We start from the raw sequence: 26,108 nt of genomic DNA on the forward strand, positions 1-26,108 counted from the left end.
GAGGATGGACCGGTGGCCCGGCCCGATTGGCGGGACACCAGCACAGTCGGGCGGAAGAACTGACGTGCCGAGGGCCTAGGCTCAGGGTCGAGAAACAGACCCACAGCGTGGTGGGGCGAGGGGAGCTGCACCGATGGACCGGCGCCAGGTGACCGGCGGGGACGACAACACCCAGGACGACGAGGGGGCCGTCCCGGCACCCGGGTCCGAGGCGATCGAGTCTGGGGTGAGCGCCCGCGAGGTGGAGGACACCGAGCTCGAGGAGCCCTTGCCGAACGCGGAACGGCTGGTCGCGCAGGCGGTCGCGCTGGCCGGCGACGATCACGACACCGCGAGCCTGGTGGACCGCTTCTGGCGGTTCGCGGCCGACGAGGAGCTGGTCGGCTACACGCCGAAGTCGCTGCTCGACGCCGCGCTCAAGCACCGCGAGCTGGCCGCGCAACGCGTGCCGGGCGAGCTGAAGCTCACCATCGACGAGCTGTCCGAGCAGGGCCACACCGTGATTCAGGTGATCACGGACGACATGCCGTTCCTGGTCGACTCCGTGACCGCGCTGCTGGAGGGGTACCACCTCGACATACACCTGCTGGCTCACCCGCTGCTGGTGGTCCGCCGGGAGCCGCTGGGCGCGCTGACCGAGGTCGCGGCCGAGGTCGAGCCGGACGAGGGCATCGACGGTGACCTGGTCGAGAGCTGGATGCGGATCGACGTCGACCCGGTGCGCGACACGGTCACCCGCGACCAGCTCTACCGGGAGTTGCAGCGGGTGCTCACCGACGTGCGCGACGCGGTCGAGGACTGGCCGCGCATGCGGCAGCGCGCGCTCGACATCGCGGTCGAGCTCGGCGCGGTACGCGACACGCCGGACCGCCCGCCGGTGCCGGAGAAGGACCTGACCGACTCGATCGAGCTGCTGAACTGGCTGGCCGAGGAGCATTTCACGTTCCTCGGCTACCGGGAGTACGAGCTGGTCGACGGCGAGGGCGACGAGAAGCTGCTGCGGGCCACCATGGGCTCCGGGCTGGGCATCCTGCGGGCCGACCAGCAGGCGCCGCGGGTGCTATCCACGATGACGCCGGAGGCGTACGCGAAGGTGCTGGAGAAGCGCCTTCTGATCATCACGAAGGCGAACTCGCGCGCCACCGTGCACCGCTCCGCCTACCTCGACTACATCGGCATCAAGATCTTCAACGCGGCCGGCGAGGTGGTCGGGGAGCGGCGCTTCCTGGGTCTGCTGGCCACGGACGCGTACCGGACCAGCGTGACCGAGCTGCCGGTGGTCAAGCGCAAGGTGGCGGAGATCCTGGAGCGCTCCGGCCTGTCGCCGCGCAGCCACTCCGGCAAGGACCTGATGGCGATCCTGGAGACGTACCCCCGGGACGAGCTCTTCCAGATCAAGGTGGACGACCTCTACCACGCGGTGATCGGTGTGCTGCGGATGGCCGGGCGCCGCCAGCTGCGGCTGTTCCTGCGCCGCGACGGGTACGGCCGGTTCATCTCCTGCCTGATCTACCTGCCGCGGGACCGGTTCACCACGGTCAACCGGTTGCGCATGCAGGAGATCCTGCTCCGCGAGCTCAACGGCGTGGGCGTCGACTACACCACCCGGGTGAGCGAGTCGATGCTGGCCCGCGTGCACTTCATCGTGCGCACCGACCCGGCGAACCCGCCCGGCGTGATCAATGCGGACGCGCTCGCCGAGGACCTGGCCTACGCCACCCGCCTCTGGGACGACGACTTCCGCCTCGTGCTGGACCGTAAGCTCGGCGACGGCCAGGCGAAACGCCTCTTCACGCGGTACGTCGAGGCGCTGCCGGAGAGCTACAAGGACGAGTACAACCCGTACGATTCGGTGCAGGACCTGGCCAAGCTGGAGCTGCTCGAAGAGGCCGGCCAGCTGGAGATGCACCTGTTCCCGAAGGACGACGAGGTCCGGTTCAAGGTCTTCCGGTACGGCGAGCCGATGGTCCTCTCCGACGTGCTCCCGGTGCTGCACTCGCTCGGCGTCCGGGTGCTGGACGAGCGCCCGTTCGAGATCTCGCTCGACCCGGCCTCGGTCTTCCTCTACGACTTCGGCCTGCGGCTGCCCGACTCGCACCGTGCGCTGCAGGAGGTCCGGCCGCATGTGGAGAACGCGTTCGCGGCCGCCTGGCGCGCGGAGGCGGAGGTGGACGGCCTGAACGAGCTGGTGCTCCGGGCCGGCCTCACCTGGCGGCAGGTGGTGGTGCTCCGGGCGTACGCGAAGTACCTGCGCCAGGCCGGGGCGGTCTACTCGCAGGAGTACATGGAGTCCACGTTCGTGCAGTACCCGGCGATCGCGGCGCTGCTGGTCCGGCTGTTCGAGACCCGGTTCTCGCCGTGGCTGCAACTGGGCGAGGCGGAGCGCACCACGCGCGCGGACGCGATCGTCGCCGAGATCACCGAGCGGCTGGACGAGGTGAGCAGCCTCGACCAGGACCGGATCATGCGGTCCTTTCTCACCATGATGCTGGCCACCCTGCGCACCAGCTTCTACCAGCGCGGCAACGACAACCGGCCGAAGTCGTACGTGGCGTTCAAGCTCGACCCGCAGGCGATCCCGGACCTGCCCGCGCCGCGCCCGATGTACGAGATCTTCGTCTACTCGCCGCGGTTCGAGGGCGTGCACCTGCGCTTCGGCGCGGTCGCGCGCGGCGGCCTGCGCTGGTCGGACCGGCGCGAGGACTTCCGCACCGAGATCCTCGGCCTGGTCAAGGCACAGATGGTGAAGAACGCGGTGATCGTGCCGGTCGGCGCGAAGGGCGGTTTCGTCCTGAAGCAGGCGCCCCCGTCGTCCGATCGCGACGCGTTCCTCGCCGAGGGCGTGGCCTGCTACCGGCAGTTCATCGCCGCGCTGCTGGACGTCACGGACAACATCTCCGGCGGCAAGATCGTCCCGCCGCGCGAGGTGGTCCGGCACGACGGCGACGACCCCTACCTGGTGGTCGCGGCGGACAAGGGCACGGCCACGTTCTCCGACATCGCGAACGAGATCTCGGTCGCGGCCGACTTCTGGCTCGGCGACGCGTTCGCGTCCGGCGGCTCGGCCGGCTACGACCACAAGAAGATGGGCATCACCGCGCGCGGCGCCTGGGAGTCGGTCAAGAAGCACTTCCGCGACCTGGGCATCAACACGCAGGCCGAGGACTTCACCGTGGTCGGCGTGGGCGACATGTCCGGCGACGTGTTCGGCAACGGCATGCTGCTCTCCGAGCACATCCGGCTGGTCGCGGCGTTCGACCACCGGCACATCTTCCTCGACCCGACGCCGGACGCGGCCACCTCGTTCGCGGAACGGCAGCGCATGTTCGCGCTGCCGCGCTCCTCGTGGGCCGACTACGACACGTCGCTGATCTCCGCGGGCGGCGGCGTGTTCCCGCGGACCGCCAAGTCCATCCCGGTCTCCGCGGAGGCCGCAGCCGCGCTCGGACTTGCCGGCCCGGCGAATCTGAGCCCGCAGGAACTGATGCGCGCGATCCTGCTCGCCCCGGTCGACCTGCTGTTCAACGGCGGGATCGGCACGTACGTGAAGGCCGCGTCCGAATCGCACGGCGACGTCGGCGACAAGGCCAACGACGGGATCCGGGTCAACGGCGGCCAGCTGCGCGTGCGGGTGGTCGGCGAGGGCGGCAACCTGGGCCTGACCCAGCGCGGCCGGATCGAGTTCGCGCTCACCGGCGGCAAGATCGGCACCGACTTCATCGACAACTCCGCCGGTGTCGACTGCTCCGACCACGAGGTCAACATCAAGATCCTGCTCGGTGGTGCGGTCGCGGACGGCGAACTGTCCGTCGCCGACCGGGATGAGCTGCTGGCCGAGATGACCGACGAGGTCGCCGCGCTGGTGCTCCGGGACAACTACGAGCAGGCCGGTGCGCTCGGCACCGCGTGCGCGCAGTCCCGCTCGCTGCTCCCGGTGCACCGGCGGATGATCTCCGACCTGGTCGCGGCGGGACATCTGGACCGCGAACTCGAGGCGCTGCCCAGCGACGCGGAACTGGACGCGCGCGAGCACGGACTCTCCGCGCCGGAGTTCGCGGTGCTGCTCGCGTATACCAAGATCGTCCTGGAGAAGGAGATCCTGGAGGACCCGATCGCGGACGAGCCGTGGACCGCGGACGTGCTCACCAACTACTTCCCGACCGCGCTCCGCGAACGCTACGCCGACCGCATGCCCGGCCACCGGCTGCGCCGCGAGATCGTCACGACCGTCCTGGTCAACGAGGTGGTCAACCGCGGCGGCACGTCGTTCGTCTACCGCGCGATGGACGAGTCCGGCGCGTCCGCGTCCGACGTCATCCGGGCCTACACCGTGGTCCGCGACGTCTTCGGCCTGCGCGACCTGTGGGCCGCGATCGAGGCGCAGGACAACGTCATCCCGACGTCCGCGCAGATCCTGGTCTACCTGGAGGGCCGCCGGCTGATCGACCGCGCGGTCCGCTGGATCGTCGGCAACCGGCGCTCCCCGCTGGACGTACCCGGCGAGACCGCCCGCCTCCGGGCCGGCATCGCCGCGCTGCTGCCACGCCTGGAACGCCAGCTCCAGGGCGCCGAACTCCAGGCCTTCGAGGCGCGCGTCGCCGAGATGACCGAGCAGCAGGTACCACGCGACCTCGCGGTCTGGGCCACCCGCCTGGTCTACAGCTTCGGCCTGCTCGACATCGTCGAGACCGCGTCCGTCACCGGCCGCGACGTCAACGAGGTCGCCGAGGTCTACTTCGTCATCTCCGAACGCCTCCGCGTCGACGCGCTGCTCTCCAAGGTCTCCGCGCTCCCGCGCAACGACCGCTGGCAGACGCTCGCCCGGATGGCACTCCGCTACGACCTCTACGCCGCCCTGGCCGCGCTCACCGCCGAGGTCCTCCAGTCCTCCGACGACACCATCGCCGCCGAGGACCGCGTCAACGCCTGGGAACAGGCCAACTCCTCCGCGCTGACCCGCGCCCGCAAGTCGATGACCGACTTCGGCGAGTCCGCCGGCGACCTGGCCGCGCTCTCGGTCCTGCTCCGCCAGATCCGCACCCTGGTCAAAACCTCAGCCGCAGGCTGAAAACCTGGAAACCGCCCCGGGGGTACGCGCGTCCGCGCACATCCTCCGGGGCGGCTTCGCCGGTCCGGGGGCCGGACGGCTCAGTGGAGCGCCGATCTCCCGTCGCGGCGCACGTCCCGCCGCGCGCCGCCGCTCCCAGCTCACCGCGACTCCCGCGGTTCGCCATTGGCGGCGGCGCCACCGTTCCCGGCACGCCCCGGCCTTGGCCGCGTTGCTGGTTCCGGCCGAGATAACCGGTCCCGTTGGTGGCATGATCGGGCGCGTCGCGCCCGATATTTCGATATTTAGCGCGGTAGCCCGGCGATGTGCGTGGGCTGGGCCGGGGGCCAAGGGAGATCGACGACACTGAGGTCGTCTTCTGTGGCGTTGGTCGGCGTCGCTTGCATCGCCCCCGCGGTGCCGGAAAGCTGATTGACTCCACTCATCCGAGCATCGGCAAGGAGCGCCACAATGCTGGACAAGCGCCTCTATCACCATCTGGTGGCGTGGCTCGGGCAGTGGCCCCCGCGGCAGGGCCTGGCGGTCGTCGGATCCGAGCGCCGCACGCTCCCCGGCTGGGACGGCAAGATCCACCCGTTCCTCGGCGTCGGCTCACCGTCCACCGGTACCGTGCTGTCCGCCGCGGTACCGCGCGTGCCGGCCCTGCGCGCGCTCACCGACCTGCCGATCGAGGACCTGCTGGCCAAGGTGCCGGACGCGGTCGGCGCACCGGACCGGCAGGCGTTCCACGGCCTGTTCCGCTGGACCACCGACCCCGCCCCGCTGCCCGACGCCGGCGAGTGGACCTCGGTCGGTGACCCGGTGGTGCCGGAGTGGCTGCGCGTCTTCGCGCCCGAGGTGCTCATCCACCGCGATCCGGAGACCGGTGCCTACCTGGCCGGCGTCGGCATCAAGCGGCACGACCAGCACGGCAACGAGATCTCCGTCGGCACCGAGCCGGCCGCCCGCGGCAAGGGCCTGGCCCGCATGCTGGTCGCCCAGGCCGCCCGCCGAATTCTGGACGAGGGCGCGATTCCCACCTACCTGCACGACGTCAGCAACATCGCGTCCTCCAAGGTCGCCGAGAACGCCGGCTTCCCCGACCGCGGCTGGTCCTTCTACGGCTTGGAGGACTGACCGGCAGCGCCCGCACGCCGCCCGCTAAGAGTGATATTTCGGGCGCGGAGCGCCCGATCGCGTTGTAGTGCTGGTCGCGGGTGCTGGCGAGGACGCGAGATGCCCGCTCTGCCGATAAGCCGATATTTCGGGCGTGGAGCGCCGAGTTGAACGCTACGACGCGGGCCTCGGGCGCCGGCGACCGCGGGACTCGGCCGCGCCTGCGGGAGTCGGCCGCGCCTGCGGGAGTCGGCCGCGCCTGCGGGAGTCGGCCGCGCCTGCGGGAGTCGGCCGCGCCTGCGGGAGTCGGCCGCGCCTGCGGGAGTCGGCCGCGTGCGCAGGGTTCGGCCGCGTGCGCGGGGTTCGGTCGCGATGGCGGGACCGGCTGAGACCGCGGGATCCGGTCACTGACTTGCGCATTCAGCCGCGAGTCACCCGGTGAAACGGGCCGCGCCCGCCACCGGGCCATCGGGCCGGGGCAGGCGCGGAACGCGTACCGTGGTGGGTTCTCAGGGTTTGAGCAGCGCAGCTGCGGCCTTGGCCAGCGGCTGGGTGGCGCCGTGCGTGCGGATCACCGCGCACGCGCCGGCCGGGCGCCAGGAGGACGACGGCCAGCCGAGCTCGACGATCACGGTCGGGTGGGTGGCGGCGAGTGACTCGGCGAGCGCGCGGCTGGCCGGGAACCGGTGGATGTGCCGCCCGACCAGGATGATCGGCCGCGCTCCGGCCCGGTCGCACAGCGCCTGCGCCGTGACCTCGGCCGCCGCCACGTGGATGAGGTCGGCGTGCGGCAGGAGACCGCCGAGGCCCCACGGCACCCGGCCCTCGGCCATGTTCGAGGCGGAGCCGAGCTGCACCATGAGTGGCGCGGAGAGGTCCAGCCCGTCGACCGAGCCGTCGATCCGGACCGCGCGGCGGGCGACCGCGTCCGGCAGCGCCGGGTCGACCGGGCCGGTCGCGGCGGGCTGCGCGGTCCACGTGGCGAGCGCGGCGTTGCGGCCGGCCGCGTCCGCGAGCCGGTCGGGGGAGAGGCGGCCGTCCGCGACCGCGGTCACGATCTCGGTGACGATCTCCTCGACCAGGTCGGCGTCGACGTCCGCGCCGATGCAGAGCAGGTCGGCGCCGGCGGCCAGCGCGCGGACCGCGGCCGGTGCGATACCGCCGGCCGCGACGGCCGCGCCCTTCATCTCCAGCGCGTCGGTGATCACCGCACCGGTGAAGCCGAACTCGCCGCGCAGCAGGTCGTGCAGCACGGCGGGGCTGAACGTGGCCGGGTCGTCGCCGGTCAGCACCGGCACCCGGATGTGCGCGGTCATCACGGTCCGCGCGCCCGCGCCGATCGCTGCCTCGAACGGCGGCAGCTCCCGCGTCCGCAGCACGTCCAGCGGCACGTCCACGGTCGGCAGCTCGGTGTGCGAGTCCGCCACCGTGTCGCCGTGCCCGGGGAAGTGCTTGGCGCAGGCGGCGACGCGCGCCTCCTGCAGACCGGCGACCGCGGCCGCGGTGTGCGCCGCGACCAGCGCCGGGTCGGCGCCGAACGAGCGGGTGCCGATCACCGGGTTGTCGTCCGCGGAGTTCACGTCCACGGTCGGCGCGAGGTTGACGTTGATGCCGAGCGCGGCCAGGTCCAGGCCGATCGACCGGTAGATGGCACGCGTCGCCTCCACGTCACCGGCGGCGCCGAGCGCGGCGTTCCCGGGATATGGACTGCCGGTCGCGTGCGCGAGCCGGGTGACGTCGCCGCCCTCCTCGTCGATCGCGAGCAGCACGGACGGGCGGATCTTGCGCAGCGACGCGGTCAGCGCGGCCAGCTGCGCCGGTGTCTCCACGTTGTAGCCGAACAGCGTGAACCCGGCGAGCCCTTCGGCGGCCAGGTCACGGGCCCACTCCGGCGCGACCGGGCCCCGGAACGCCGCCAGCAGCGTGCCCAGCGCCAGGCGCCGCAGCCCGGGATCGATGGTGGTCATCAATTCCCCTCAGTGTCAGCCGGAGACAGCGGCGTCCTGACCGTACGTGGGACCAGGGTGTCAGGGTGTCACAGCTACGCTACGGCTTATTCCAGTCAAGGCTTGCCACAGTAATTGGAAAGTTTCCTAAATACTAGGGGGATGCATGGCCGTCACGCCGAGACCCGGCACGCCGCGGCTGCTCCGCGCCCTGAACGACCGCGCCGCGCTGGAGCTTCTGCTGGCCCGCGGACCGCTCACCCGCGCGCAGCTCGGCGAGATGACCGGGCTCAGCAAGGTCACCGCATCCCAGCTGGTGGAACGGCTGGAGGAACGCGGACTGGTCACCCGGGTGGGTGAGCAGGCCGGCGGACGTGGTCCGAACGCACAGCTCTACGCGGTCACGCCGGGCAGCGCACACGTGGTCGGCGTGGACTTCGGACCGGACCGGGTGGTCGCCGCGTGCGCGGACATCACCGGCGCCGTGATCGGCCGCGCCGAACTGTCCACCAAGGACACCGACGACCCGGTCGGCGTCGTGCACACCGCGGTCGTCCAGGCCGCGACCAGCGCACACGCGGAGATGGCCACGGTGCGCCGGGTGGTCCTCGGCACACCCGGCCTGGTCGAGCCGGACACCGGCGACATCCGGTTCGCCTGGGATCTGCCCCGCTGGCGGCACGGCCTCCGCGACGCGCTCGGCGAGGACCTGCACACACCGATCGCGTTCGCCAATGACGTGAACCTGGCCGCGATCGCCGAGGCGCACGTCGGCGCGGCCCGCGGCGTCGACGACTTCCTGCTGCTCTGGGCGGGCCGCGGCGTCGGCCTCGCGGTCGTCCTCGGTGGCCGGCTGCATCAGGGGTCCACCGGCGCGGCCGGCGAGATCGGCTACCTGCCGGTGCCCGGCGCGCCGATTCCCCGGGACACCGGCAAACGCGGCGCCAAGGGCGCGTTCCAGCTGCTCGCCGGCGCCGAGGCGGTCCGCGCGGCCGGCCGCGAACACGGCTTCCGGGGCGCGTCCGCCGCCGACGTGGTCCGCGCCGCCGTCGCGGCCGGCACCAAGGGCGGCCCGTTCCTGGACGACCTCGCGTCCCGGCTCGCGCTCGGCGTGGCCAGCGCGGCCGTGGTCCTGGACCCACCACTGGTGGTACTGGCCGGCGAGGTCGGCCAGGCCGGCGGCAGCGCACTCGCCGAACGGGTCCAGCACGAGGTCGCGGCCACCACGCTGGTCTCGCCGAAGGTCGTGGTCACCGAGGTGACCGAGGAACCGGTCCTCCAGGGCGCACTCCGGACCGCGCTGGACGCGGTCCGCGACGAGGTCTTCGGCAGCACTGTCTAGCCGCTGACAGTCCTCCGGTCAGCCCACAGCCGCGAGCTGTGGGCCAGGCCGGGGCCGGGCAGATCAAGGTCAAGGACTCCGGGCACCATTGCCCGCTTCCGGCGCGGTCGCCTCCCGCATGCTCCCGGGCACCGGTCGTCGCTGGCGCTCCCCCTGCCGGTGGGTGGGTGGCCGGTCCGGACCGGGCCCCACGTCGATACCGGCTCTAGGCCAGGTTGCTCGACCGCGGATAGGCGTCCGCCGGGTCGGTCAGCACGTTGACCAGGTACGGAACCCCCGCCGCGAACGCCCGCTCCAGCGCCGGCCCGAGGTCGCCCGCCTTGGCCACGGTCTCGCCCGCGCCGCCCAGCGCGCGCACGATGTCGTCGTAGCGCAGTTCCGGCTGGAGATCGGCGGCCACGTCGTACCCGTACATCGCGCGCATCGGGTGTTTCTCCAGGCCCCAGATGCCGTTGTTGCCGACCACGATCACCACCGGAAGGTTCTGCCGGACCAGCGACTCCGCGTCCATCAGGGAGAACCCGGCCGCGCCGTCGCCCATCAGCACGCAGATCTGCCGGTCCGGGTAGCTCACCCGGGCGCCCATCGCGTAGCCCATGCCGGTGCCGAGGCAGCCGTACGGGCCCGGGTCCAGCCAGGTTCCGGGCCGCGCCGGTTCCAGGTAGCGGCCCGCGTACGACACGAAGTCGCCGCCGTCGCCGATCGTGATCGCGTCCGGTTCCAGCACCTTGCGCAGCTCGCCGTAGACCCGGCCCGGCTTGATCGGGTCGCTCTCCGCGGTCATCTCCGCCGCGTGCTTCGCGCCCGCGGCGTCCTCGGTCTCGCGCAGCCCGCGCACCCAGTCGTCGTGCGGCGTACGCGCGCCGGCGTGGTCCGCGAACGCGGTGAGGATCGCCCGCAGGTCACCCGCGGGCGACGCGGCCGGGGTGACGTGCGTGGCCCGCTGCGACGGCGCGTCCACCACGTGCACCACCGTGGCCGCGCCGAAGTCGCCGAAGCCGAGCCGGAAGTCCAGCGGCGTGCCGATCACCGCGACCACGTCCGCGCCCTTCAGCGCGGCCCGGCGGGCCTTCGAGAACGCCAGCCGGTGGCCGGGCGGCAGCGCGCCGCGGCCCATGCCGTTCGTGAACACCGGCACGTCCAGTGCCTCGGCCGCGGCCCGCAGCGCGTCCACGGCGTCACCCGCCCAGACGTCGGATCCAGCGATGATCACCGGCTTCTCGGCGCCGGCCAGCAGCGCGACCGCACGGGACACCTCGTCGGCGTCGGCTTCGCCACGCGGGACGGACGCGGGCGAGATCTCCGCCGAGGCCACCGAGAAGACCACCTCCAGCGGCAGGTCAAGGAACGCCGGCCCGCGGTGCGGCGTCAGTGCCGCGGACAGCGCCGCGCCGATCGCGGCCGGGATCTCCGGCGCGGACGCCACCGTGGCCGCGTGCTTGGTCACCGGCGCCACGATCGGCACGTGGTCGATCTCCTGCAGCGATCCGGAGCCCCAGCGGAACGACGGCGCCCGCCCGCCCAGCACCAGCACCGGCGACCCGTTGAAGAACGCGCTGGTCAGCCCGGACACGCCGTTGGTCACGCCCGGCCCCGCGGTCAGCACGGCAAGGCCGGGCGTGCGGCGCAGTTTCGCCACCGCTTCCGCCGCGAACACCGCGGACTGCTCGTGCCGTACGTCGTAGATCGGGAACCCGGCCTTGTGCGCCGCGTCGTACAGCGGGAAGACATGCCCGCCGGAGAGCGTGAACATCTCCGTGACGCCGTACGCGCGCAGCGCCGCCAGTGCCAGTTCGCCGCCGTGCCCCTCGATCATCGTCATGTGACGCACGTTACCCCGAGGTAACGTCCTCAGGAACCGGTGAATCCGGGTTTCTGCTTCGCCACGAACGCGTCCATCCCGATCTTCTGGTCCCGGGTGGCGAACAGCGACGCGAACAGCTGGCTCTCCCAGGCGAGACCGGCCGCGAGGTCCATCTGGAGCCCGCCGTCGATCGCGGCCTTCGCCGCGCGCAGCGCCAGTGCCGGGCCGTCCCGGAACGCGGACACCAGCTCGACCGCGGTGGCGTGGACGTCGGCCGCCGGCACCACCCGGTCGGCCAGCCCGATCCGCAGTGCCTCGTCCGCGCCCACCATCCGCCCGGTGAAGATCAGGTCCTTGGCGCGGGCCGGGCCGATCAGCCGGGCCAGTCGCTGCGTGCCGCCCGCGCCCGGGATCACGCCCAGCTTGATCTCCGGCTGGCCCAGCTTGGCGTCCTCCGCGACGACCCGCCAGTCGCAGGCCAGCGCGAGTTCGCAGCCGCCGCCCAGCGCGTACCCGGTGATCGCGGCGACGACCGGCTTCGGGATGCGCGCGACCGCGTCGAACGCGCTGGAGAGCGCGCCGGCCCGGGCGCTCATCCGGGCGTAGTCCATGCCGGCCATCTCCTTGATGTCCGCACCGGCCGCGAAGACCTTCTCGCCGCCGTGGACCACCACCGCGCGGACCGTGCCGTCGTCGGCCGCGGCCGTGGCCGCCGCCCGCAGCTCCTCCTGGACCTGCGTGTTCAGCGCGTTCATCGGCGGCCGGTCCAGCCGGATCGTGCCGATGCCGTCCGCGATCTCCAGCCGTACGAACTCGCCCATGAGAATCCCTCCGTCGGGTACTGATCAGACTACGGACCGGAACATCGGGTAAACAGGAAGCATGGTCACGTACTACCGGGACCCGGCGGTGGAGGTAACGTCGGACCGGATAGCGCTCGGCGACCGGGCGTACCCGATCGCCGCCCTGCACCGCGTCTGGCACCGCCGCGGCGCCCGACGCTGGTCCGGCGTCGTCAACCGTGGCGCGCTCGGTGTGCTCATGCTCGGCCCGCTGGTCGCCGCCGCGTTCGGCATTCTGCTCGCGCTGCTGCTCGAGACGTCACTGATGACGACCGCCGCGATCGTTGCCGCGTCCGTGGTCGTCGGCCTGGCCGTCGTCCCGGTCGCCGACCTGCTCCTCGACCGGGTTGACCGCTCCTACGACCGGGGCACCCGCGACCTGGAACTGTGGGCCCTGATCGGCGGCGCCCCGGTCCTGCTCCTGCACAGCACGGACGCCCGCCGCTTCAACCAGATCTACCGCGCCCTCCAGCGCGCCGTCGAGAGCAGCACGGTCACCAGCCGGTAGGCCGCTCAGCCGGTCTCCTCCACCGCGCGCTGGACCGCGCGGTAGATCTGGCCGAACTTCGTCGCGTCGTGGGTCTGCAGGAGCAACACCTGTTCGCCGACGATCTGCGCCCACAGCTCGTGCTGTTCCACGCCGCGGTCGTTGATCCGGTCCAGCATGGTGAGCGGGACCTCCAGCAGCGGTGCGAGCGCGATCGCCAGCACCACGCAGGCGGCCACGCCGAGCGCCAGCACGCCGAGGTTCAGGTCGCCGTCGACCTGGATGAACGGCAGTCCGATCAGGAACAGCGCCAGCAGCACGCCGGGGACGGTGAGCGCCGTGACGATCAGCCAGCGGACCAGGCGCCGGGCCGCGCCGCGCGAGGTGAACCGGCTGCGCGTGTGCCAGACGTACTCCAGTTGCGAGATCGGGTAGGCGGCGGCCTCGACCCGGAGCCGGCTGGAGGTCACCTCGACGCTGTCGTCCCGGTAATAGACCGTCACGCCTATAAGGGAACCTCATTCGCCTACCGGCCGGAAAGTCTCCCAAACCCCCGTCAAGACGTCGCCCGATCGCGCACCATTCTCCTGAACGCTCTTTTCACGTGGGGGTGGTGAGGGCATGAAACGTACAGCCGTGCGGCCGACCGGCATCGAGCGGACGTTCGCCGATCACGAGATCATCGTGACCAAGACGGACATGAAAGGCCTGCTCACGTACGCGAACGACGTATTCTTGCGCCTCTCCGTCTTCGACGAGGAAGAGGTGATCGGGAAGCCGCACAACATCATCCGGCATCCCGACATGCCCCGCGTCGTGTTCAAGCTGCTCTGGGACACGCTGCGCGAGGGCCGGGAGATCTTCGCCTATGTGGTGAACATGGCGTCGGACGGCGCGGAGTACTGGGTGCTCGCCCACGTCACGCCGTCCCGGGACGCGTCCGGCCGGATCGTCGGCTATCACTCGTCCCGGCGCCGCCCGGACCGGTCCGCGGTCAACGCGGTCAAGGAGCTCTACGCCCGGTTGCGCGCCGAGGAGTCGCGGCACCGCAGCCCGTCCGAAGGGCTGGACGCGTCGTGGCGCATGCTCCAGGACGAGCTCGCCGCGCGCGGCCGCACGTACGAGGAGTTCGTCTTCGACCTCACGCTCGGCGCCGCCGGGACGACGCCGGCCACATCGAGCCCGAGCTCGCTGAGCCCGGGCTCCGCCCCGAAGGACGGCCGGCCCAACGCCGGGCCGGCGCACGCGCCGCGCACCGGCGCCACGAACAGGAAACCCATCAAGATCGTGCGGAACGTGACGTCCGGCAGGAACGCGTGAGGCGCCGCTCCAAGGGGCCGGCGCCCGCCGACGGGGAGGCGCTGGCCGTCATCGCCCAGATCTGTGACCGCGCCGCGGCCGGTGACCTGGAGGCGCGGATCCCGCAGCTCGGCGACGACCCGCGGGCCGAGGCCGCCCGCCAGGCCGTGAACCGGCTGCTCGACACCACGGACGCGTTCGTCCGGGAGTCCGGCGCCGCGCTCACCGCGTCCGCCGAGAACCGGTTCCACCGCCGTTTCCTGCCGCGCGGCATGCGCGGCTCGTTCGAGCAGGCCGCCACCACGATCAACCTGGCCAGCGACAACATGAAGGAGGGCGTGCACGCGGTCGACGCGGCCAAGGTGGGCCGGCTGGAGCTCGCCGACCAGCTGGAGTCCGCCGTGCTCACGGTCTCCGAGCAGGTCGCGACCGCGGCCACCGAGATGGGCGCGACCGCGAACAACCTCTCCACGTTCGCCCGGGACGCGGTGGCGGACGCGGAGCGCGGGCTCGGCTCGGTCAGTTCGCTGCGCGACGCGTCCGACCAGATCCGCCAGGCCGTCGACCTGATCACCCAGATCGCGTCGCAGACCCGGCTGCTGGCGCTGAACGCGACCATCGAGGCCGCCCGCGCCGGCGAGGCCGGCCGCGGCTTCAGCGTGGTCGCGAACGAGGTCAAGACGCTCGCCACGGAGACCGCGAACTCCAGCGAGAGCATCATCAACCAGGTCTCCACGGTGCAGGCGGCCGCGGTCGGCGCGATCTCCGTCCTGGAGCGGGTGACCGGCAACATCCGCGAGATGTCCGGCCTGGTCGAGGGCATCGCGGCCGCGGTCGACGGCAGTCACGACGCCAACCAGGCCGGCCTGTCGCAGCTGGCCGAGGTGCTGCGCTCCGAGGTCAGCCGCTTCGTGACCCTGGTCCGCGAGTCCTAGAAGATCAAAATCATCTCGAGGGTACGGATACCCGCGCTCCGTCCCGCTCCGAGACCGGCGACCCGCCCGTCCAGGTGCGCCCCGCGGCGACGCGTCATCAGGCCGGGCGGGCGAAGAGCGCGTCGATGTCCGCCCGGGTCGGCAGCGAGTTGCTGGCGCCGAGCCGGCGCACGCACGCGGCACCGGCGGCACAGGCCCAGCGCACCGCGTCCGACAGCTCCCGCCCCTCGCCCCAGGCCACGGCCAGCGCGCCGGTGAACGCGTCACCGGCCGCGGTCGAGTCCACGGTCTCCACCGCGAACGGCGGCACGCGCAGGTCGGTGCCGTCCCGGTCGACGAAGCAGGCGCCCTCCGCGCCCAGTGTGAGCACGGCCCGGGGCACGTAGTCGAGCAGCGCGCGCGGCTCGTCCCGGCCCTTCCCGGTGATCACCGCGGCCTCACCCTCGTTCACCACCAGCAGGTCCACCGCGTCCAGCAGCTCGGCCGGCAGCTGCCGGGCCGGCGCCGCGTTCAGGATCACCCGCGTGCCGGCCGCGCGCGCGGTGACCGCGGCCTCGGTGACCGTCTCGACCGGGATCTCCAGCTGGCAGACCAGCACGTCCGCGTCCCGGACCGCGGCCAGTTCCGGATCGGTGAGCCGGGTGAACGCCGCGTTCGCGCCGGGTGTCGCGATGATCGAGTTCTCACCCTTGGTGTCGACCATGATGACCGCGACGCCGGACGTGCCGTAGACGATCCGGACCCCGGATGCGTCCACGCCGGACGCGCCGAGCCGGGCCTTCAGCGTCACGCCGAACGCGTCCGACCCGATCGCGCCCAGGAAGCAGGTCTGCGCGCCGGCGCGCGCGGCCGCGATCGCCTGGTTCGCGCCCTTGCCGCCGGGCATCTGCAGGAACTCGGTGCCGAGCACGGTCTCGCCGGGTTGCGGCAGCCGCGGCGCGATCCCGACCAGGTCCATGTTCGCGCTGCCGGCGACGACCACCCGAGTCATCCGCGCACCTCTCGAGAGCAGGATCAGGCCGCGCGGGCGGTGTATCGCCCGGCGGAGCGCTCCACCACCAGCGGCAGGCCGAACGCCTTGGACAGATTGTCGCCGGTGATCACGTCGGTGATCAGGCCTTGCGCCACGACGCTGCCCTCGCGCAGCAGCAGTGCGTGGGTGAAGCCCGGCGGTATCTCCTCGACGTGGTGGGTGACCAGCACGGTGGCCGGTGCGTCCGGGTCCATCGCGAGCGTGGACAGCCGGCCGACCAGGTCCTCGCGTGCGCCCAGGTCCAGCCCGGCGGCCGGCTCGTCGAGCAGCAGCAGCTCCGGGTCGGTCATCAGCGCCCGGGCGATCAGCACCCGCTTGCGCTCGCCCTCGGACAGCGTGCCGAACGTGCGGTCGGCCAGGTGGCCCACGCCGAACTGGTGCAGCAGCGCCCGGCCGCGCGACTCGTCCTGCTTCTCGTAGCTCTCCCGCCAGCGGCCGACCACGGACCAGGCCGCGGTGAGCACGGCGTCGACCACCCGCTCCTCGCCCGGGATCTGCTGGGCCAGGTGCGCGGTGGAGATGCCGATCCGGGTGCGCAGCTCGTTGACGTCGGTGCGGCCGAGCCGCTCGTTCAGCACGTGGACGGTGCCGGTGCTCGGGTGCAGCCGGCCGGAGGCCAGGTTGAGCAGCGTGGTCTTGCCGGCGCCGTTCGGCCCCAGCACGACCCACCGTTCGTCCAGCTCGACCTGCCAGCTCACGTCCCGCAGGAGATGCGTGCCGGAACGCACGACGCTGGCCGACTCCAGGGCGATCACGAGATCCTCAGACACGCTTCCCATCCAACCACGCAACCCCGGCCGGGCCCCGGCTGGGGAAGCGGTCGTCACACCCGGATCCGGTGGTGGACGAACGTGCACGGGCGACGGCCGCCGCGCCGTAGGCTGCCCGCGTGACGACGAGGGGAGACGGATGCCTCCGGTGATCGAGATCGCGGGGCTCCGCAAGGAGTACCGCAGACTGCGCGGTGGCACGCATCGCGCGCTGGACGGGTTCGACATGCTGGTCGAGCCGGGCCAGGTGCACGGCTTTCTCGGGCCGAACGGATCGGGCAAGACCACCACGCTGCGTGCGTTGCTCGGCCTGGTCCGCGCGGACGCCGGCGAGATGCGGATACTCGGGCAGTCCTCGCCGGACACGCTGCCGCAGGTGATCGGCCGGGTCGGCGCGATCGTGGAGAGCCCGCGGTTCTTCGGCAACTTCAGCGGCCGCAAGATGCTGTCGCTGTTGGCCACCGCAGGTGGCGTGCCGCAGACCCGGGTCGAGGAGGTGCTGTCCCAGGTCGGGCTGCGGGACCGCGGCAAGGACCTGATCCGTACCTACTCGCTCGGCATGCGGCAGCGACTGGCCGTGGCGTCCGCCCTGCTCAAGGCGCCGGAGCTGCTGATCCTGGACGAACCGGCGAACGGCCTGGACCCGGCCGGCATCCGGGAGATGCGCGACCTGATCCGCACGCTCGCGGTGCACGGCGTCACGGTGCTGATCTCCAGCCACATCCTGGCCGAGATCCAGCTGATCTGCGACTCGGTCACCATCATCTCGCGGGGCCGGCGCGTGCTGGCCGGGCCGGTCAGCGACGTGCTGGCCAGCTTCGACCACGGCGACTTCCGGGTCCGGGTGGCCGACCTCCCACGCGCCGCGCAGCTGCTCGGCGCGGCCGGCGTGGCGGTCACCGCCGCGCCGGACCACCTGGTCGCGCACCGGGTCACCGAGCCGGCCCGGCTGACCGAGCTGCTCGGCGGCCAGGGCTTGTGGATCTCCGAGCTGGCGCCGCTCACGCCGGACCTGGAGAGCGTCTTCCTGCGGCTCACCGGCACCACACCGGCGCCGGACGGCGCCAATCAGGTGGACGACTCCGTGCTACCGCCGGCGCCGCCGCCCCCGGTCAACGAGTTCTCGTTCCAGCCCGATCCGGCTCCGGAGGTGCCCCGGTGAACCTGCTCCACGCCGAGGCCCGCCGCCTGGTCGCGCGCCGGTTCGTACAGCTGATGGTGGTGCTCCTGATCGGCACCTGCCTGATCGCGGTGGTCAGCACCGTGGCCAGTTCGCACACGCCGACCGATGCGGAGCTGCGCGAGGCCACCGAGCAGGCGGCCACCAACTACGGGTACGCCCGCCAGGACTACGAGATGTGCCGGACCCAGCGGCCCGGCGCGACCTGCGTGGCGCCGGATCCGGCCGACTTCCGGCCGGAGGACCAGCTCTACGGCACGTTCGTCTTCGCCCGCGAGATCAGCGGCCTGGTCTACTTCGTGGCCGCGTTCCTGTCGCTGTTCGGCTTCCTGGTCGGCGCGTCGTTCGTCGGCGCCGAGATGTCCTCCGGCGGCCTGACGAACCTGCTGCTCTGGCGCCCACGGCGGCCGCTCGTGCTGGGCGCGAAGCTGGCCGTGGCGGTAGGCGCGGTGCTCGCGCTCTCGGTCGTGGTGACCGTCGCCTACATCGCCGCGTTCTGGGGCGTGAGCACGGTCAGCGGCTTCTCCGGCGACACCTCCGGCACGTTCTGGCCGGACCTGGTGCTGATCACCGTACGCGCGCTGCTGCTGGTGCTGGGCGCCACCGTGGTCGGGTTCTCGCTGGCCGCGCTGGGCCGGCACACCGCGGCCGCGCTCGGCGTGGTCGCGGCGTACGTGGTGCTGTGGGAGATCGGCCTGCGGATCGTGCTGACCACCGTGGAGACCCCGAAGGCGGACCAATGGATGCTCAGCAGCTATCTGGCCGCGTTCGTGAACGGGCGGGTGACGCTCTGGAACTCCGCCTGCGCGACGCCGGACTGCACCGCCGAGTACGTGCTGACCTGGGTGGACGGCACGCTGGTCGGCGGCGCGGTGACGGTGCTGACCGCGGTGGCCGCGTTCGTACTGACCCAGCGGCGGGACATGGCCTGATACACGACGAGCGTCGCGTCATATATCCGTTTTGCCTGTTTTGGCCGTGCGTCCGGTCGGGCATCAACCGTTCAGCTATAACTGAGGGTCATCGTACGGTTTCTTTTAGTGAAGTCCGGAAAGTCCGACATGATCCTCTCAGTGCCTGATTACGGGCACTCTGAAGGGAGATGTCTGAGATGCGAAGTGTGAAGCGTTCCGTTGCCCTGGCTCTCGTCGCCGTCGCGGCCGGCGGTGCGGTGAGCCTGAGCGCGGCCGGTGCCGCCCAGGCCGCGCCGTCGTTCGAGGCCGCCACGATCGCCGCGGTACACCAGGACCGGGACCGGGACCGGGACCGGGACCACGACTGGGACCGCTGGGACCGCGACCGCGGCCACGGCTGGGGTCACGGGTGGGGCCACAAGCGGGCGAACTGGCAGTACGCCGGCAGCTACCGCAACAAGCGCGCCTGCGAGCGGGTCGCCTGGCTGGGCGAGCGCTCGGACCGCTGGGACGACTCGAAGTGCGTCGGCAGCGGCTGGGGCGTGAAGCTGTTCGTCAAGAAGTACCGCTGGAGCTGAGAAACGACGCGGCCGGGCGTACCCCTCGGGGTGCGCCCGGCCGTTCGGCGTTCCGTCAGGCGTCGCCGTTGCGCAGCTCCGGGTTCTTCGGGTCCTCGTCGCGGCGCAGCTCCTCCTCGCGCCGGCGGAGGTCCTCCTCCCACCGCTCGAACTGCTCCCGGTCGCGGCGTGCCTTGTCCGCGTCCAGCGTGCGCAGGAAGTCCGGGTCGTCGTCCGGCGCGAGCGGCCGGCGCGGTGCCTGTGCACCGCGGTCCGGCCGGGCCCTTCCGGCCATGAACCAGAGGACCGGGCCGGCCACCGGGAGCAGCACGATCACCGCCGCCCACGCCAGTCGCGGCAGGCGGCGGATCTCCTCCGGCTCCGCGGAGAGGCAGCTGATCAGGGCCACGACCGCCATCGCGATCTGCAGCAGGAAGACGAGCGCGAACAGTCGAGCCATGCCGCAATGATGCCGCGCAAAACGGCCGATCGGCAGCCGGAGGCATCAGAGGATCATCAGGACGGCACCGATCAGGGCGTATCCGACCGCCAGAATCGCGCACAGTAGCAGTGTGCGGCCGTTCAGTGAGGTGCGGCCGTGCCGCAGGTCCGCTACCCGGCGCCGCACCACGACCAGCGCGGTCGCGCACGCGGCGAGCGCGGCCAGCGCACCGGCCGCGGCCACCGGCACGCCACCGTCCGAGGTGAGCGCGAGCCGCAACGCCAGCAGCGTGACCGTGGCGAACGACAGCGCGGTCCGCCGCCAGGCCAGCCCGGTCCGGATGATCGGCACGCCCGGCCCGTGCACCGGCTGGGTCATCGGAACGCCTGGAGCAGCAGCGTCGCCGCGAGGACCAGCGCGCCCAGCGTGACGCCGCCGGCCAGCAGCGCCGGGAAGTGCGACGGCGGCAGGTCCTCGTCCAGGCGCATGGCCCGCTCGGTGCGCGTCCAGTGCCGCACCGAGTGGAACGCGACCGCGCCGCCGAGCAGCAGCAGCACCACCGCGATCGTCTCGCGCAGGTACGTCGCCGGCATTCGCGGCAGGAACTGGAACGCGGCCAGCCCGCCCGCCACCAGCGCCAGCCCGGTACGCACCCAGGCGAGGAACGTGCGCTCGTTCGCCAGCGAGAAGCGGTAGTCCGGGGTGGAGCCGACCCGCTGCACGTCCCGGGGATCGAACCAGCTCTTGAGCAGCGCGCGCACGCCACCGACCCTAACCGGCTCGCGTGAACAACCGGGCTGTGATGGGCTGATGAGCGTGACCACACCGGATCTTGACGCCGCCGCCCTGCTCGCCACGTACGACGCCCAGCTGCGGGCACACCTGCCGGACCCGTTGCCGGCCGGCGCGACCGTGGAGCGGGACGGCCCGCTGGTTCGGCTGCGCGGGCTGGACGAGGGCGGGTTCATCACGTACACCGACCTCGGCGGGCTGGACGGCCCGGAACTGGACGCGCTGATCGCCCGGCAGACCGCGCTCTTCACCGAGCTCGGCGAGAGCGTGGAGTGGAAGCTGCACGGCCACGACCTGCCGCGCGACCTGCCGGACCGGCTGACCGCGGCCGGTTTCGCGCCGGAGGAGCGGGAGACCGTGGTGGTCGGCGCGGTCGCGCCACTCGCGGCCGCGGTGCCGGTGGTGCCTGAGGGGGTACGGCTGCGCGAGGTCTCGTCGCGCGCGGAGCTGGACCGGATCGCCCGGCTCGGCGAGACCATCCATCCCGGCACGTCGCGGGAGTGGTGGGCGGACGCGATGGAACGAGAGATCGCGGCCGGTCCGCAGTCGGTCACGATCGTGGTGGCGGAGACCGACGACGAGGCCCGCACACTGGTCTGCGCGGCCTGGATCCGCTACGTCGGCGGCACCGCGTTCGGCACGCTGTGGGGCGGCGGCACGCACCCGGACCACCGGCGGCGCGGCATCTACAAGTCGCTGGTGGCGTACCGGGCCCGGCTCGCCGACCGGCGAGGGTTCACGTTGCTGCAGGTGGACGCGTCGGACGAGAGCCGGCCGATCCTGGAGCGGCTGGGCTTCACGGCACTGACCACCACCACGCCGTACGTCTTCCGGCCGTAACGAAGCTCAGACGCTCCAGAGCGCGCGGACGGCGTCGCGGACGCACTCGTCGCGGAGCCGTCCGCAGACGCAGCGATGATCGTCAGGGCGTTTGCGCCGGTGATGGCCGAACGAGACCAGGCTGTCGAGGAACCACGACTCCGGTGGCGCAATCCGTCGCACCGGGGCGATTTGCACTGACATATCACCACTCCTCCCGCTGGCTCGACTCTAGCGGGTTTCGGGTGCGCGGGGGTGAGGTGTGTCACTCTCCGTACCCGTATCCGACAACCTACTACTAAGTAACATGGGTCGTGGTCAGGTCCACACGCATGGTGGTTGACCCTGGAGACGCAGCCGAGCAAGCCTGAACCAGCCCCCGGCTCACCGCGGGCTCCGGTTCCGGACGAGAATTCGTGACGTCGGGCGAGAACCGTTTAACAGGAGGGTCGTCGAAGCGCGATGAACATTGTGGTACTGGTCAAGCAGGTACCGGACTCCGGTGCCGAACGGTCTCTGCGTGCCGACGACAACACCGTTGACCGCGGTGCGGCGAGCAACGTCATCAACGAGATGGACGAGTACGCGATCGAGGAGGCGCTGCGCCTCACCGAGGCGCACGGCGGCGAGGTCACGGTGCTGACCATGGGCCCGTCCGGCGCCACCGAGTCGATCCGCAAGGCGCTGTCCATGGGCCCGGCCAAGGCCGTGCACATCCTCGACGACGCGCTGCACGGCTCCTGCGCCGTCGCCACCTCCAAGGTGATCGCGACCGCGCTCGGCCGGCTGAACGCGGACGTCGTCCTCTGCGGCTCGGAGTCGACCGACGGCCGCGTCCAGGTGCTCCCGCACATGCTCGCGGAGCGGCTCGGCGTCGCCGCGCTCACCGGCGCGCGCAAGCTGACCGTGGACGGCAGCACGCTGACCGTCGAACGGCAGACCGACGAGGGGTACGAGGTGGTCACCGCCTCGACGCCGGCCGTCGTCTCGGTGTGGGACACGATCAACGAGCCGCGGTACCCGTCCTTCAAGGGCATCATGGCCGCGAAGAAGAAGCAGGTGGAGACGCTGTCCCTCGCCGACCTGGGCGTCGACGCGTCCGAGGTCGGCTTCGCGGGCGCCACCAGCACCGTGGTCGAGCACGCGCAGCGCCCGCCGCGCTCGGCCGGTCAGAAGGTCGTCGACGAGGGCGAGGCCGGCGTCCGGCTGGTCGAGTTCCTCGCCACCGAGAAGTTCGTCTGAGAAGGGGGTACCGAGACATGGCAGAGGTTCTCGTCGTCGTCGAGGCCGCCGCCTCGGGCGTGAAGAAGGTCACGCTGGAGCTGCTCACGCTCGCGCGGCAGATCGGCACGCCGTCCGCGGTCGTGCTCGGCGGGCCCGGCGCCGCGGAGGCGCTCACGCCGAAGCTCGCGGAGTACGGCGCGGAGAAGATCTACGCGGCGGAGAGCGAGGAGATCGACGGCTACCTGGTCGCGCCGAAGGCGACCGTGGTGGCCGAGCTGGTCAAGCGCGTCTCCCCGGCCGCCGTGCTGCTCGCCTCCAGCCAGGAGGGCAAGGAGATCGCGGCCCGGCTGGCGATCAAGCTGGACAACGGTGTGCTCACCGACGCGGTCGGGCTGGAGGCGGACGGCACCGCCACCCAGGTCGCGTTCGCCGGTGCCACCATCGTCAAGTCCAAGGTCACCCGCGGCCTGCCGATCGTGGCGCTCCGGCCGAACTCGCTGACCCCCGCGCCGGCCCCGGCGTCCCCGTCGGTCGAGCCGCTCCCGGTCACCGTGACCGAGACGGACAAGCTGGCGAAGGTGGTCGAGCGGGTCGCGGAGCAGAAGGGTGCGCGCCCGGAGCTCTCCGAGGCGTCCGTGGTCGTCTCCGGCGGCCGTGGCGTCGGCGGCGCGGACGGCTTCAAGCTGGTCGAGGAGCTGGCCGACCTGCTCGGCGGCGCGGTCGGTGCGTCCCGCGCGGCGGTCGACTCCGGTTTCTACCCGCACCAGTACCAGGTCGGGCAGACCGGCAAGACGGTGTCGCCGCAGCTGTACGTCGCGCTCGGCATCTCCGGCGCGATCCAGCACCGGGCCGGCATGCAGACGTCGAAGACGATCGTCGCGGTGAACAAGGACGGCGAGGCGCCGATCTTCGAGCTGGCCGACTACGGCGTGGTGGGCGATCTGAACAAGGTGGTCCCGCAGGCCGCTGAGGAGATCCGCAAGCGCAAGTAGGTCCGTCGGTGTCGGTCTGCCGACACTGATGACGTCCGATCACCGGCGTCCCGGGGCCGGGCACACCTGTCGTGGTGTGCCCGGCCCTTACGTATGTCCTGCTCCCGGCCGGGCTTTGTGGCCGGCGTCGAGTGCTCTTCCCCCGTACCGTGGCAGATCTTGGGTTTTGAGCGGCGGCGCGCAGACTGCGGTCCGGGCCGATGGAGCGAACGGTAAGGACCGGTAGGCTGAGGGGTGATGGCCTACCTGGATCACGCCGCGACCACGCCGATGCTCAGCGAGGCGCTCGAGGCATACGTCGCCACGGCCCGCGAGGTCGGCAACGCGTCGTCGTTGCACGCCGCGGGCCGCCACGCACGTCAGCGCGTCGAGGAGTCCCGGGAACGGATCGGTGCCGCGCTCGGCGCCCGGCCCTCCGAGGTGATCTTCACGAGCGGCGGGACCGAGAGCGACAACCTCGCGGTCAAGGGCATGTTCTGGGCACGCCGCGCGACCGACGCGGCCCGCACGCGGGTGGTCGCCAGTGGTGTCGAGCATCACGCGATCATGGACTCGGTCGACTGGCTGGTCGCGCACGAGGGCGCGGCCGCGGGCTGGCTCGACGCGGACCCGATCGGCCGGATCCGGCCCGCCACGCTCGAGGCCGAGCTGGACGCGTACGGCGACGCGATCGCGATGATCACCGTGATGTGGGCGAACAACGAGGTCGGCACCGTGCAGCCGATCGCGGAGCTGGCCGCGCTCGCGGCCGCGCGCGGCATCCCGTTCCACACCGACGCGGTGCAGGCCGTCGGCCAGGTCCCGGTCGACTTCGGCGCCAGCGGCGCGTCCGCGCTCACCGTCACCGGGCACAAGCTGGGCGGCCCGGTCGGCGTCGGCGCGCTGCTGCTCGGCCGCGACGTCGCGGTCACGCCGCTGCTGCACGGCGGCGGCCAGGAGCGCGACGTCCGCTCCGGCACGCTGGACGCGGCCGGCATCGTCGCGTTCGCGGTCGCGGTCGAGACCGCGGTCAAGAACCAGCAGGAGTACGCGGCCCGCGTCGGCGGTCTCCGCGACCGGCTCGTCGCCGGCGTGCGCGAGGCGGTGCCGGACGCGATCCTGAACGGCGCGCCCGAGGACCGGCTGCCCGGCAACGCGCACTTCTCGTTCCCCGGCTGCGAGGGCGACGCGCTGCTGCTCCTGCTGGACGCGCAGGGCATCGACTGCTCCACCGGCTCGGCCTGCTCCGCCGGTGTCGCGCAGCCGTCGCACGTGCTGGTCGCGATGGGCGCGGACGACGACCGCGCCCGCTCGTCCCTGCGCTTCACGCTCGGCCACACCTCGACCCCGGCGGACGTGGACGCGCTGCTCACCGCGCTGCCCGCCGCGGTCGAGCGGGCCCGCCGGGCCGGGGTGATCAAATCGGTTCTCGGCTGAGCCACTAGTACGGTTGAGCTGAGAGCCTTACCCGGGGAGGGTGTTTCACGTGCGTGTTCTGGCGGCGATGTCCGGCGGTGTCGACTCGGCGGTGGCGGCGGCCCGCGCCGTCGACGCCGGTCACGACGTGACCGGCGTCCACCTGGCGCTCTCGCGCAACCCGCAGACGTTCCGGACCGGCGCGCGCGGCTGCTGCACGATCGAGGACTCGCGGGACGCGCGCCGCGCCGCGGACGTGCTCGGCATCCCGTTCTACGTGTGGGACATGGCCGAGCGTTTCCACGCGGACGTGGTCGACGACTTCGTCGCGGAGTACGCGGCCGGCCGCACGCCGAACCCGTGCCTGCGCTGCAACGAGAAGATCAAGTTCGCCGCGGTGCTGGACCGGGCGATCGCGCTCGGCTTCGACGCGGTGGTCACCGGCCACCACGCCCGGCTCGGCGCGGACGGCCTGCTCCGCCGCAGCGTCGACCTGCCCAAGGACCAGTCGTACGTGCTGGCCGTGCTCAACCGCGCGCAGCTGGACCGGTCGATGTTCCCGCTCGGCTCGTCCACCAAGGCGGACGTGCGCGCCGAGGCCGCCGCGCGCGGGCTGGGCGTCGCGGAGAAGCCGGACTCGCACGACATCTGCTTCATCGCGGACGGCGACACCCGCGGCTTCCTGGAGTCGAAGCTCGGCTCCGCGCCCGGCGACATCGTCGACTCGACGACCGGCGAGGTGGTGGGCGCGCACGGCGGCGCTTACGCGTACACCGTGGGGCAGCGCAAGGGCCTGGGACTGACCGTGCCGGCCGCGGACGGCCGGCCGCGCTACGTGCTGTCGATCACCCCGAAGACGAACACGGTGACCGTCGGCCCGGCCGCGGCGCTGGAGGTGTCCACGGTGTTCGCGGGCAAGCCGGTCTGGACCGGGCTGCCCGGCACGCCGGCCGGGCCGCTGGACTGCGTGGTGCAGCTGCGCGCGCACGGCGAGACGTACCCCGCGCGGGTGTCGGTGACCGGCGACGGCGGCCTGGTGGCGGCGCTGTCCACCCCGGCGCGCGGCGTGGCGGCCGGTCAGGCGCTGGTCGTCTACCGGCCGGACACGGACGGCGACATCGTGCTGGGCTCCGGGACGATCACGCACACCTGAGCGCGCTCAGTAGAGTCGG

General features: G+C 72.2%; 24 protein-coding genes. 14 read left to right on the plus strand and 10 right to left on the minus strand.

Features of this window, described 5'->3' with window-relative positions; translation table 11 throughout:
* Positions 1-133: 133 nt before the first annotated feature.
* Both J2S42_RS27840 and J2S42_RS27845 read left to right on the plus strand, forming a co-directional pair.
* Complete coding sequence (locus J2S42_RS27840) at positions 134-5,068, plus strand: NAD-glutamate dehydrogenase (RefSeq protein WP_307243739.1); 4,935 nt, start codon at positions 134-136, stop codon at positions 5,066-5,068.
* 450 nt (positions 5,069-5,518) lie between these two features.
* A complete protein-coding gene (locus J2S42_RS27845; protein ID WP_307243742.1) occupies positions 5,519-6,184 on the plus strand; it encodes a GNAT family N-acetyltransferase in 666 nt (221 codons plus the stop codon).
* Positions 6,185-6,672: 488 nt separating this feature from the next.
* Here J2S42_RS27845 and J2S42_RS27850 read toward each other — a convergent pair whose 3' ends face one another.
* The gene (locus J2S42_RS27850; protein ID WP_307243746.1) at positions 6,673-8,130 is read right to left on the minus strand and encodes a glycoside hydrolase family 3 protein; all 1,458 of its coding nucleotides are present in this window, start codon (positions 8,128-8,130) and stop codon (positions 6,673-6,675) included.
* Between the two features lie 145 nt (positions 8,131-8,275).
* Here J2S42_RS27850 and J2S42_RS27855 point away from each other — a divergent pair, with 145 nt between their 5' ends.
* Positions 8,276-9,451, plus strand: a complete 1,176-nt coding sequence (locus tag J2S42_RS27855; protein WP_307243749.1) for an ROK family transcriptional regulator — start codon at positions 8,276-8,278, stop codon at positions 9,449-9,451.
* A gap of 205 nt (positions 9,452-9,656) precedes the next feature.
* Here the strand turns inward: J2S42_RS27855 and J2S42_RS27860 are convergent, their stop codons facing one another.
* Positions 9,657-11,273, minus strand: coding sequence for an acetolactate synthase (locus J2S42_RS27860; RefSeq protein WP_307243751.1), 1,617 nt, complete (start codon positions 11,271-11,273; stop codon positions 9,657-9,659).
* 29 nt (positions 11,274-11,302) lie between these two features.
* Complete coding sequence (locus J2S42_RS27865; protein WP_307243754.1) at positions 11,303-12,076, minus strand: enoyl-CoA hydratase/isomerase family protein; 774 nt, start codon at positions 12,074-12,076, stop codon at positions 11,303-11,305.
* Positions 12,077-12,137: 61 nt separating this feature from the next.
* On the opposite strand from J2S42_RS27865, the gene J2S42_RS27870 reads away from it, so the two are divergent.
* Positions 12,138-12,605 carry a DUF6232 family protein gene (locus J2S42_RS27870; RefSeq protein ID WP_307243757.1) on the plus strand — a complete coding sequence of 156 codons (468 nt, stop codon included), beginning with the start codon at positions 12,138-12,140 and terminating at the stop codon, positions 12,603-12,605.
* Between the two features lie 5 nt (positions 12,606-12,610).
* Here the strand turns inward: J2S42_RS27870 and J2S42_RS27875 are convergent, their stop codons facing one another.
* Positions 12,611-13,087 carry a DUF6232 family protein gene (locus J2S42_RS27875; RefSeq protein ID WP_307243759.1) on the minus strand — a complete coding sequence of 159 codons (477 nt, stop codon included), beginning with the start codon at positions 13,085-13,087 and terminating at the stop codon, positions 12,611-12,613.
* 118 nt (positions 13,088-13,205) lie between these two features.
* Between J2S42_RS27875 and J2S42_RS27880 the strand changes: the two genes are divergently transcribed.
* Both J2S42_RS27880 and J2S42_RS27885 read left to right on the plus strand, forming a co-directional pair.
* Positions 13,206-13,904 carry a PAS domain-containing protein gene (locus tag J2S42_RS27880; RefSeq protein WP_307243761.1) on the plus strand — a complete coding sequence of 233 codons (699 nt, stop codon included), beginning with the start codon at positions 13,206-13,208 and terminating at the stop codon, positions 13,902-13,904.
* Complete coding sequence (locus J2S42_RS27885; protein WP_307243764.1) at positions 13,901-14,818, plus strand: methyl-accepting chemotaxis protein; 918 nt, start codon at positions 13,901-13,903, stop codon at positions 14,816-14,818. Before J2S42_RS27880 ends, J2S42_RS27885 begins: the two co-directional genes overlap by 4 nt.
* Positions 14,819-14,915: 97 nt before the next feature.
* On the opposite strand, the gene J2S42_RS27890 is transcribed toward J2S42_RS27885, so the two are convergent.
* Together J2S42_RS27890 and J2S42_RS27895 are read right to left on the minus strand one after the other, a co-directional pair.
* A complete protein-coding gene (locus tag J2S42_RS27890) occupies positions 14,916-15,809 on the minus strand; it encodes a ribokinase (protein ID WP_307243767.1) in 894 nt (297 codons plus the stop codon).
* A gap of 23 nt (positions 15,810-15,832) precedes the next feature.
* Complete coding sequence (locus J2S42_RS27895; protein ID WP_307243769.1) at positions 15,833-16,630, minus strand: ABC transporter ATP-binding protein; 798 nt, start codon at positions 16,628-16,630, stop codon at positions 15,833-15,835.
* Positions 16,631-16,760: 130 nt separating this feature from the next.
* Between J2S42_RS27895 and J2S42_RS27900 the strand changes: the two genes are divergently transcribed.
* From J2S42_RS27900 to J2S42_RS27910, 3 genes are all read left to right on the plus strand, one after another.
* Positions 16,761-17,783 carry an ATP-binding cassette domain-containing protein gene (locus J2S42_RS27900; RefSeq protein WP_307243773.1) on the plus strand — a complete coding sequence of 341 codons (1,023 nt, stop codon included), beginning with the start codon at positions 16,761-16,763 and terminating at the stop codon, positions 17,781-17,783.
* Entirely contained in the window at positions 17,780-18,733 is a 954-nt protein-coding gene (locus J2S42_RS27905) for an ABC transporter permease subunit (protein ID WP_307243776.1), read from the plus strand. The genes J2S42_RS27900 and J2S42_RS27905 overlap by 4 nt, the downstream gene beginning before the upstream one ends.
* Positions 18,734-18,921: 188 nt before the next feature.
* A complete protein-coding gene (locus tag J2S42_RS27910) occupies positions 18,922-19,293 on the plus strand; it encodes a hypothetical protein (RefSeq protein ID WP_307243780.1) in 372 nt (123 codons plus the stop codon).
* Between the two features lie 55 nt (positions 19,294-19,348).
* On the opposite strand, the gene J2S42_RS27915 is transcribed toward J2S42_RS27910, so the two are convergent.
* From J2S42_RS27915 to J2S42_RS27925, 3 genes are read right to left on the minus strand one after another with little or no spacing between them, the layout of a single operon-like run.
* Complete coding sequence (locus tag J2S42_RS27915; RefSeq protein ID WP_307243784.1) at positions 19,349-19,732, minus strand: PLD nuclease N-terminal domain-containing protein; 384 nt, start codon at positions 19,730-19,732, stop codon at positions 19,349-19,351.
* Positions 19,733-19,777: 45 nt separating this feature from the next.
* A complete protein-coding gene (locus J2S42_RS27920; RefSeq protein WP_307243787.1) occupies positions 19,778-20,092 on the minus strand; it encodes a DUF202 domain-containing protein in 315 nt (104 codons plus the stop codon).
* Positions 20,089-20,466 carry a YidH family protein gene (locus J2S42_RS27925; protein WP_370879439.1) on the minus strand — a complete coding sequence of 126 codons (378 nt, stop codon included), beginning with the start codon at positions 20,464-20,466 and terminating at the stop codon, positions 20,089-20,091. Before J2S42_RS27925 ends, J2S42_RS27920 begins: the two co-directional genes overlap by 4 nt.
* 58 nt (positions 20,467-20,524) lie before the next feature.
* Here J2S42_RS27925 and J2S42_RS27930 point away from each other — a divergent pair, with 58 nt between their 5' ends.
* Positions 20,525-21,346 (plus strand): GNAT family N-acetyltransferase, encoded by an 822-nt coding sequence (locus tag J2S42_RS27930; RefSeq protein ID WP_307243791.1) that lies wholly within the window; start codon positions 20,525-20,527, stop codon positions 21,344-21,346.
* 6 nt (positions 21,347-21,352) lie between these two features.
* Here J2S42_RS27930 and J2S42_RS27935 read toward each other — a convergent pair whose 3' ends face one another.
* Positions 21,353-21,508 (minus strand): hypothetical protein, encoded by a 156-nt coding sequence (locus tag J2S42_RS27935; protein ID WP_307243794.1) that lies wholly within the window; start codon positions 21,506-21,508, stop codon positions 21,353-21,355.
* Between the two features lie 279 nt (positions 21,509-21,787).
* Here J2S42_RS27935 and J2S42_RS27940 point away from each other — a divergent pair, with 279 nt between their 5' ends.
* The 4 genes from J2S42_RS27940 to mnmA all read left to right on the plus strand — a co-directional run bounded on the left by J2S42_RS27940 (position 21,788) and on the right by mnmA (position 26,089).
* Positions 21,788-22,567, plus strand: a complete 780-nt coding sequence (locus J2S42_RS27940) for an electron transfer flavoprotein subunit beta/FixA family protein (RefSeq protein ID WP_307243797.1) — start codon at positions 21,788-21,790, stop codon at positions 22,565-22,567.
* Between the two features lie 17 nt (positions 22,568-22,584).
* On the plus strand, positions 22,585-23,541 hold the full coding sequence (locus J2S42_RS27945; RefSeq protein ID WP_307243799.1) for an electron transfer flavoprotein subunit alpha/FixB family protein: 957 nt from the start codon (positions 22,585-22,587) through the stop codon (positions 23,539-23,541).
* 237 nt (positions 23,542-23,778) lie between these two features.
* Complete coding sequence (locus tag J2S42_RS27950) at positions 23,779-24,957, plus strand: cysteine desulfurase family protein (protein WP_307243801.1); 1,179 nt, start codon at positions 23,779-23,781, stop codon at positions 24,955-24,957.
* Between the two features lie 49 nt (positions 24,958-25,006).
* Entirely contained in the window at positions 25,007-26,089 is a 1,083-nt protein-coding gene (gene mnmA, locus J2S42_RS27955) for a tRNA 2-thiouridine(34) synthase MnmA (protein WP_307243805.1), read from the plus strand.
* The last annotated feature ends 19 nt before the right edge of the window (positions 26,090-26,108 follow it).

This window comes from Catenuloplanes indicus, from assembly GCF_030813715.1.
Classification (GTDB): domain Bacteria; phylum Actinomycetota; class Actinomycetes; order Mycobacteriales; family Micromonosporaceae; genus Catenuloplanes; species Catenuloplanes indicus.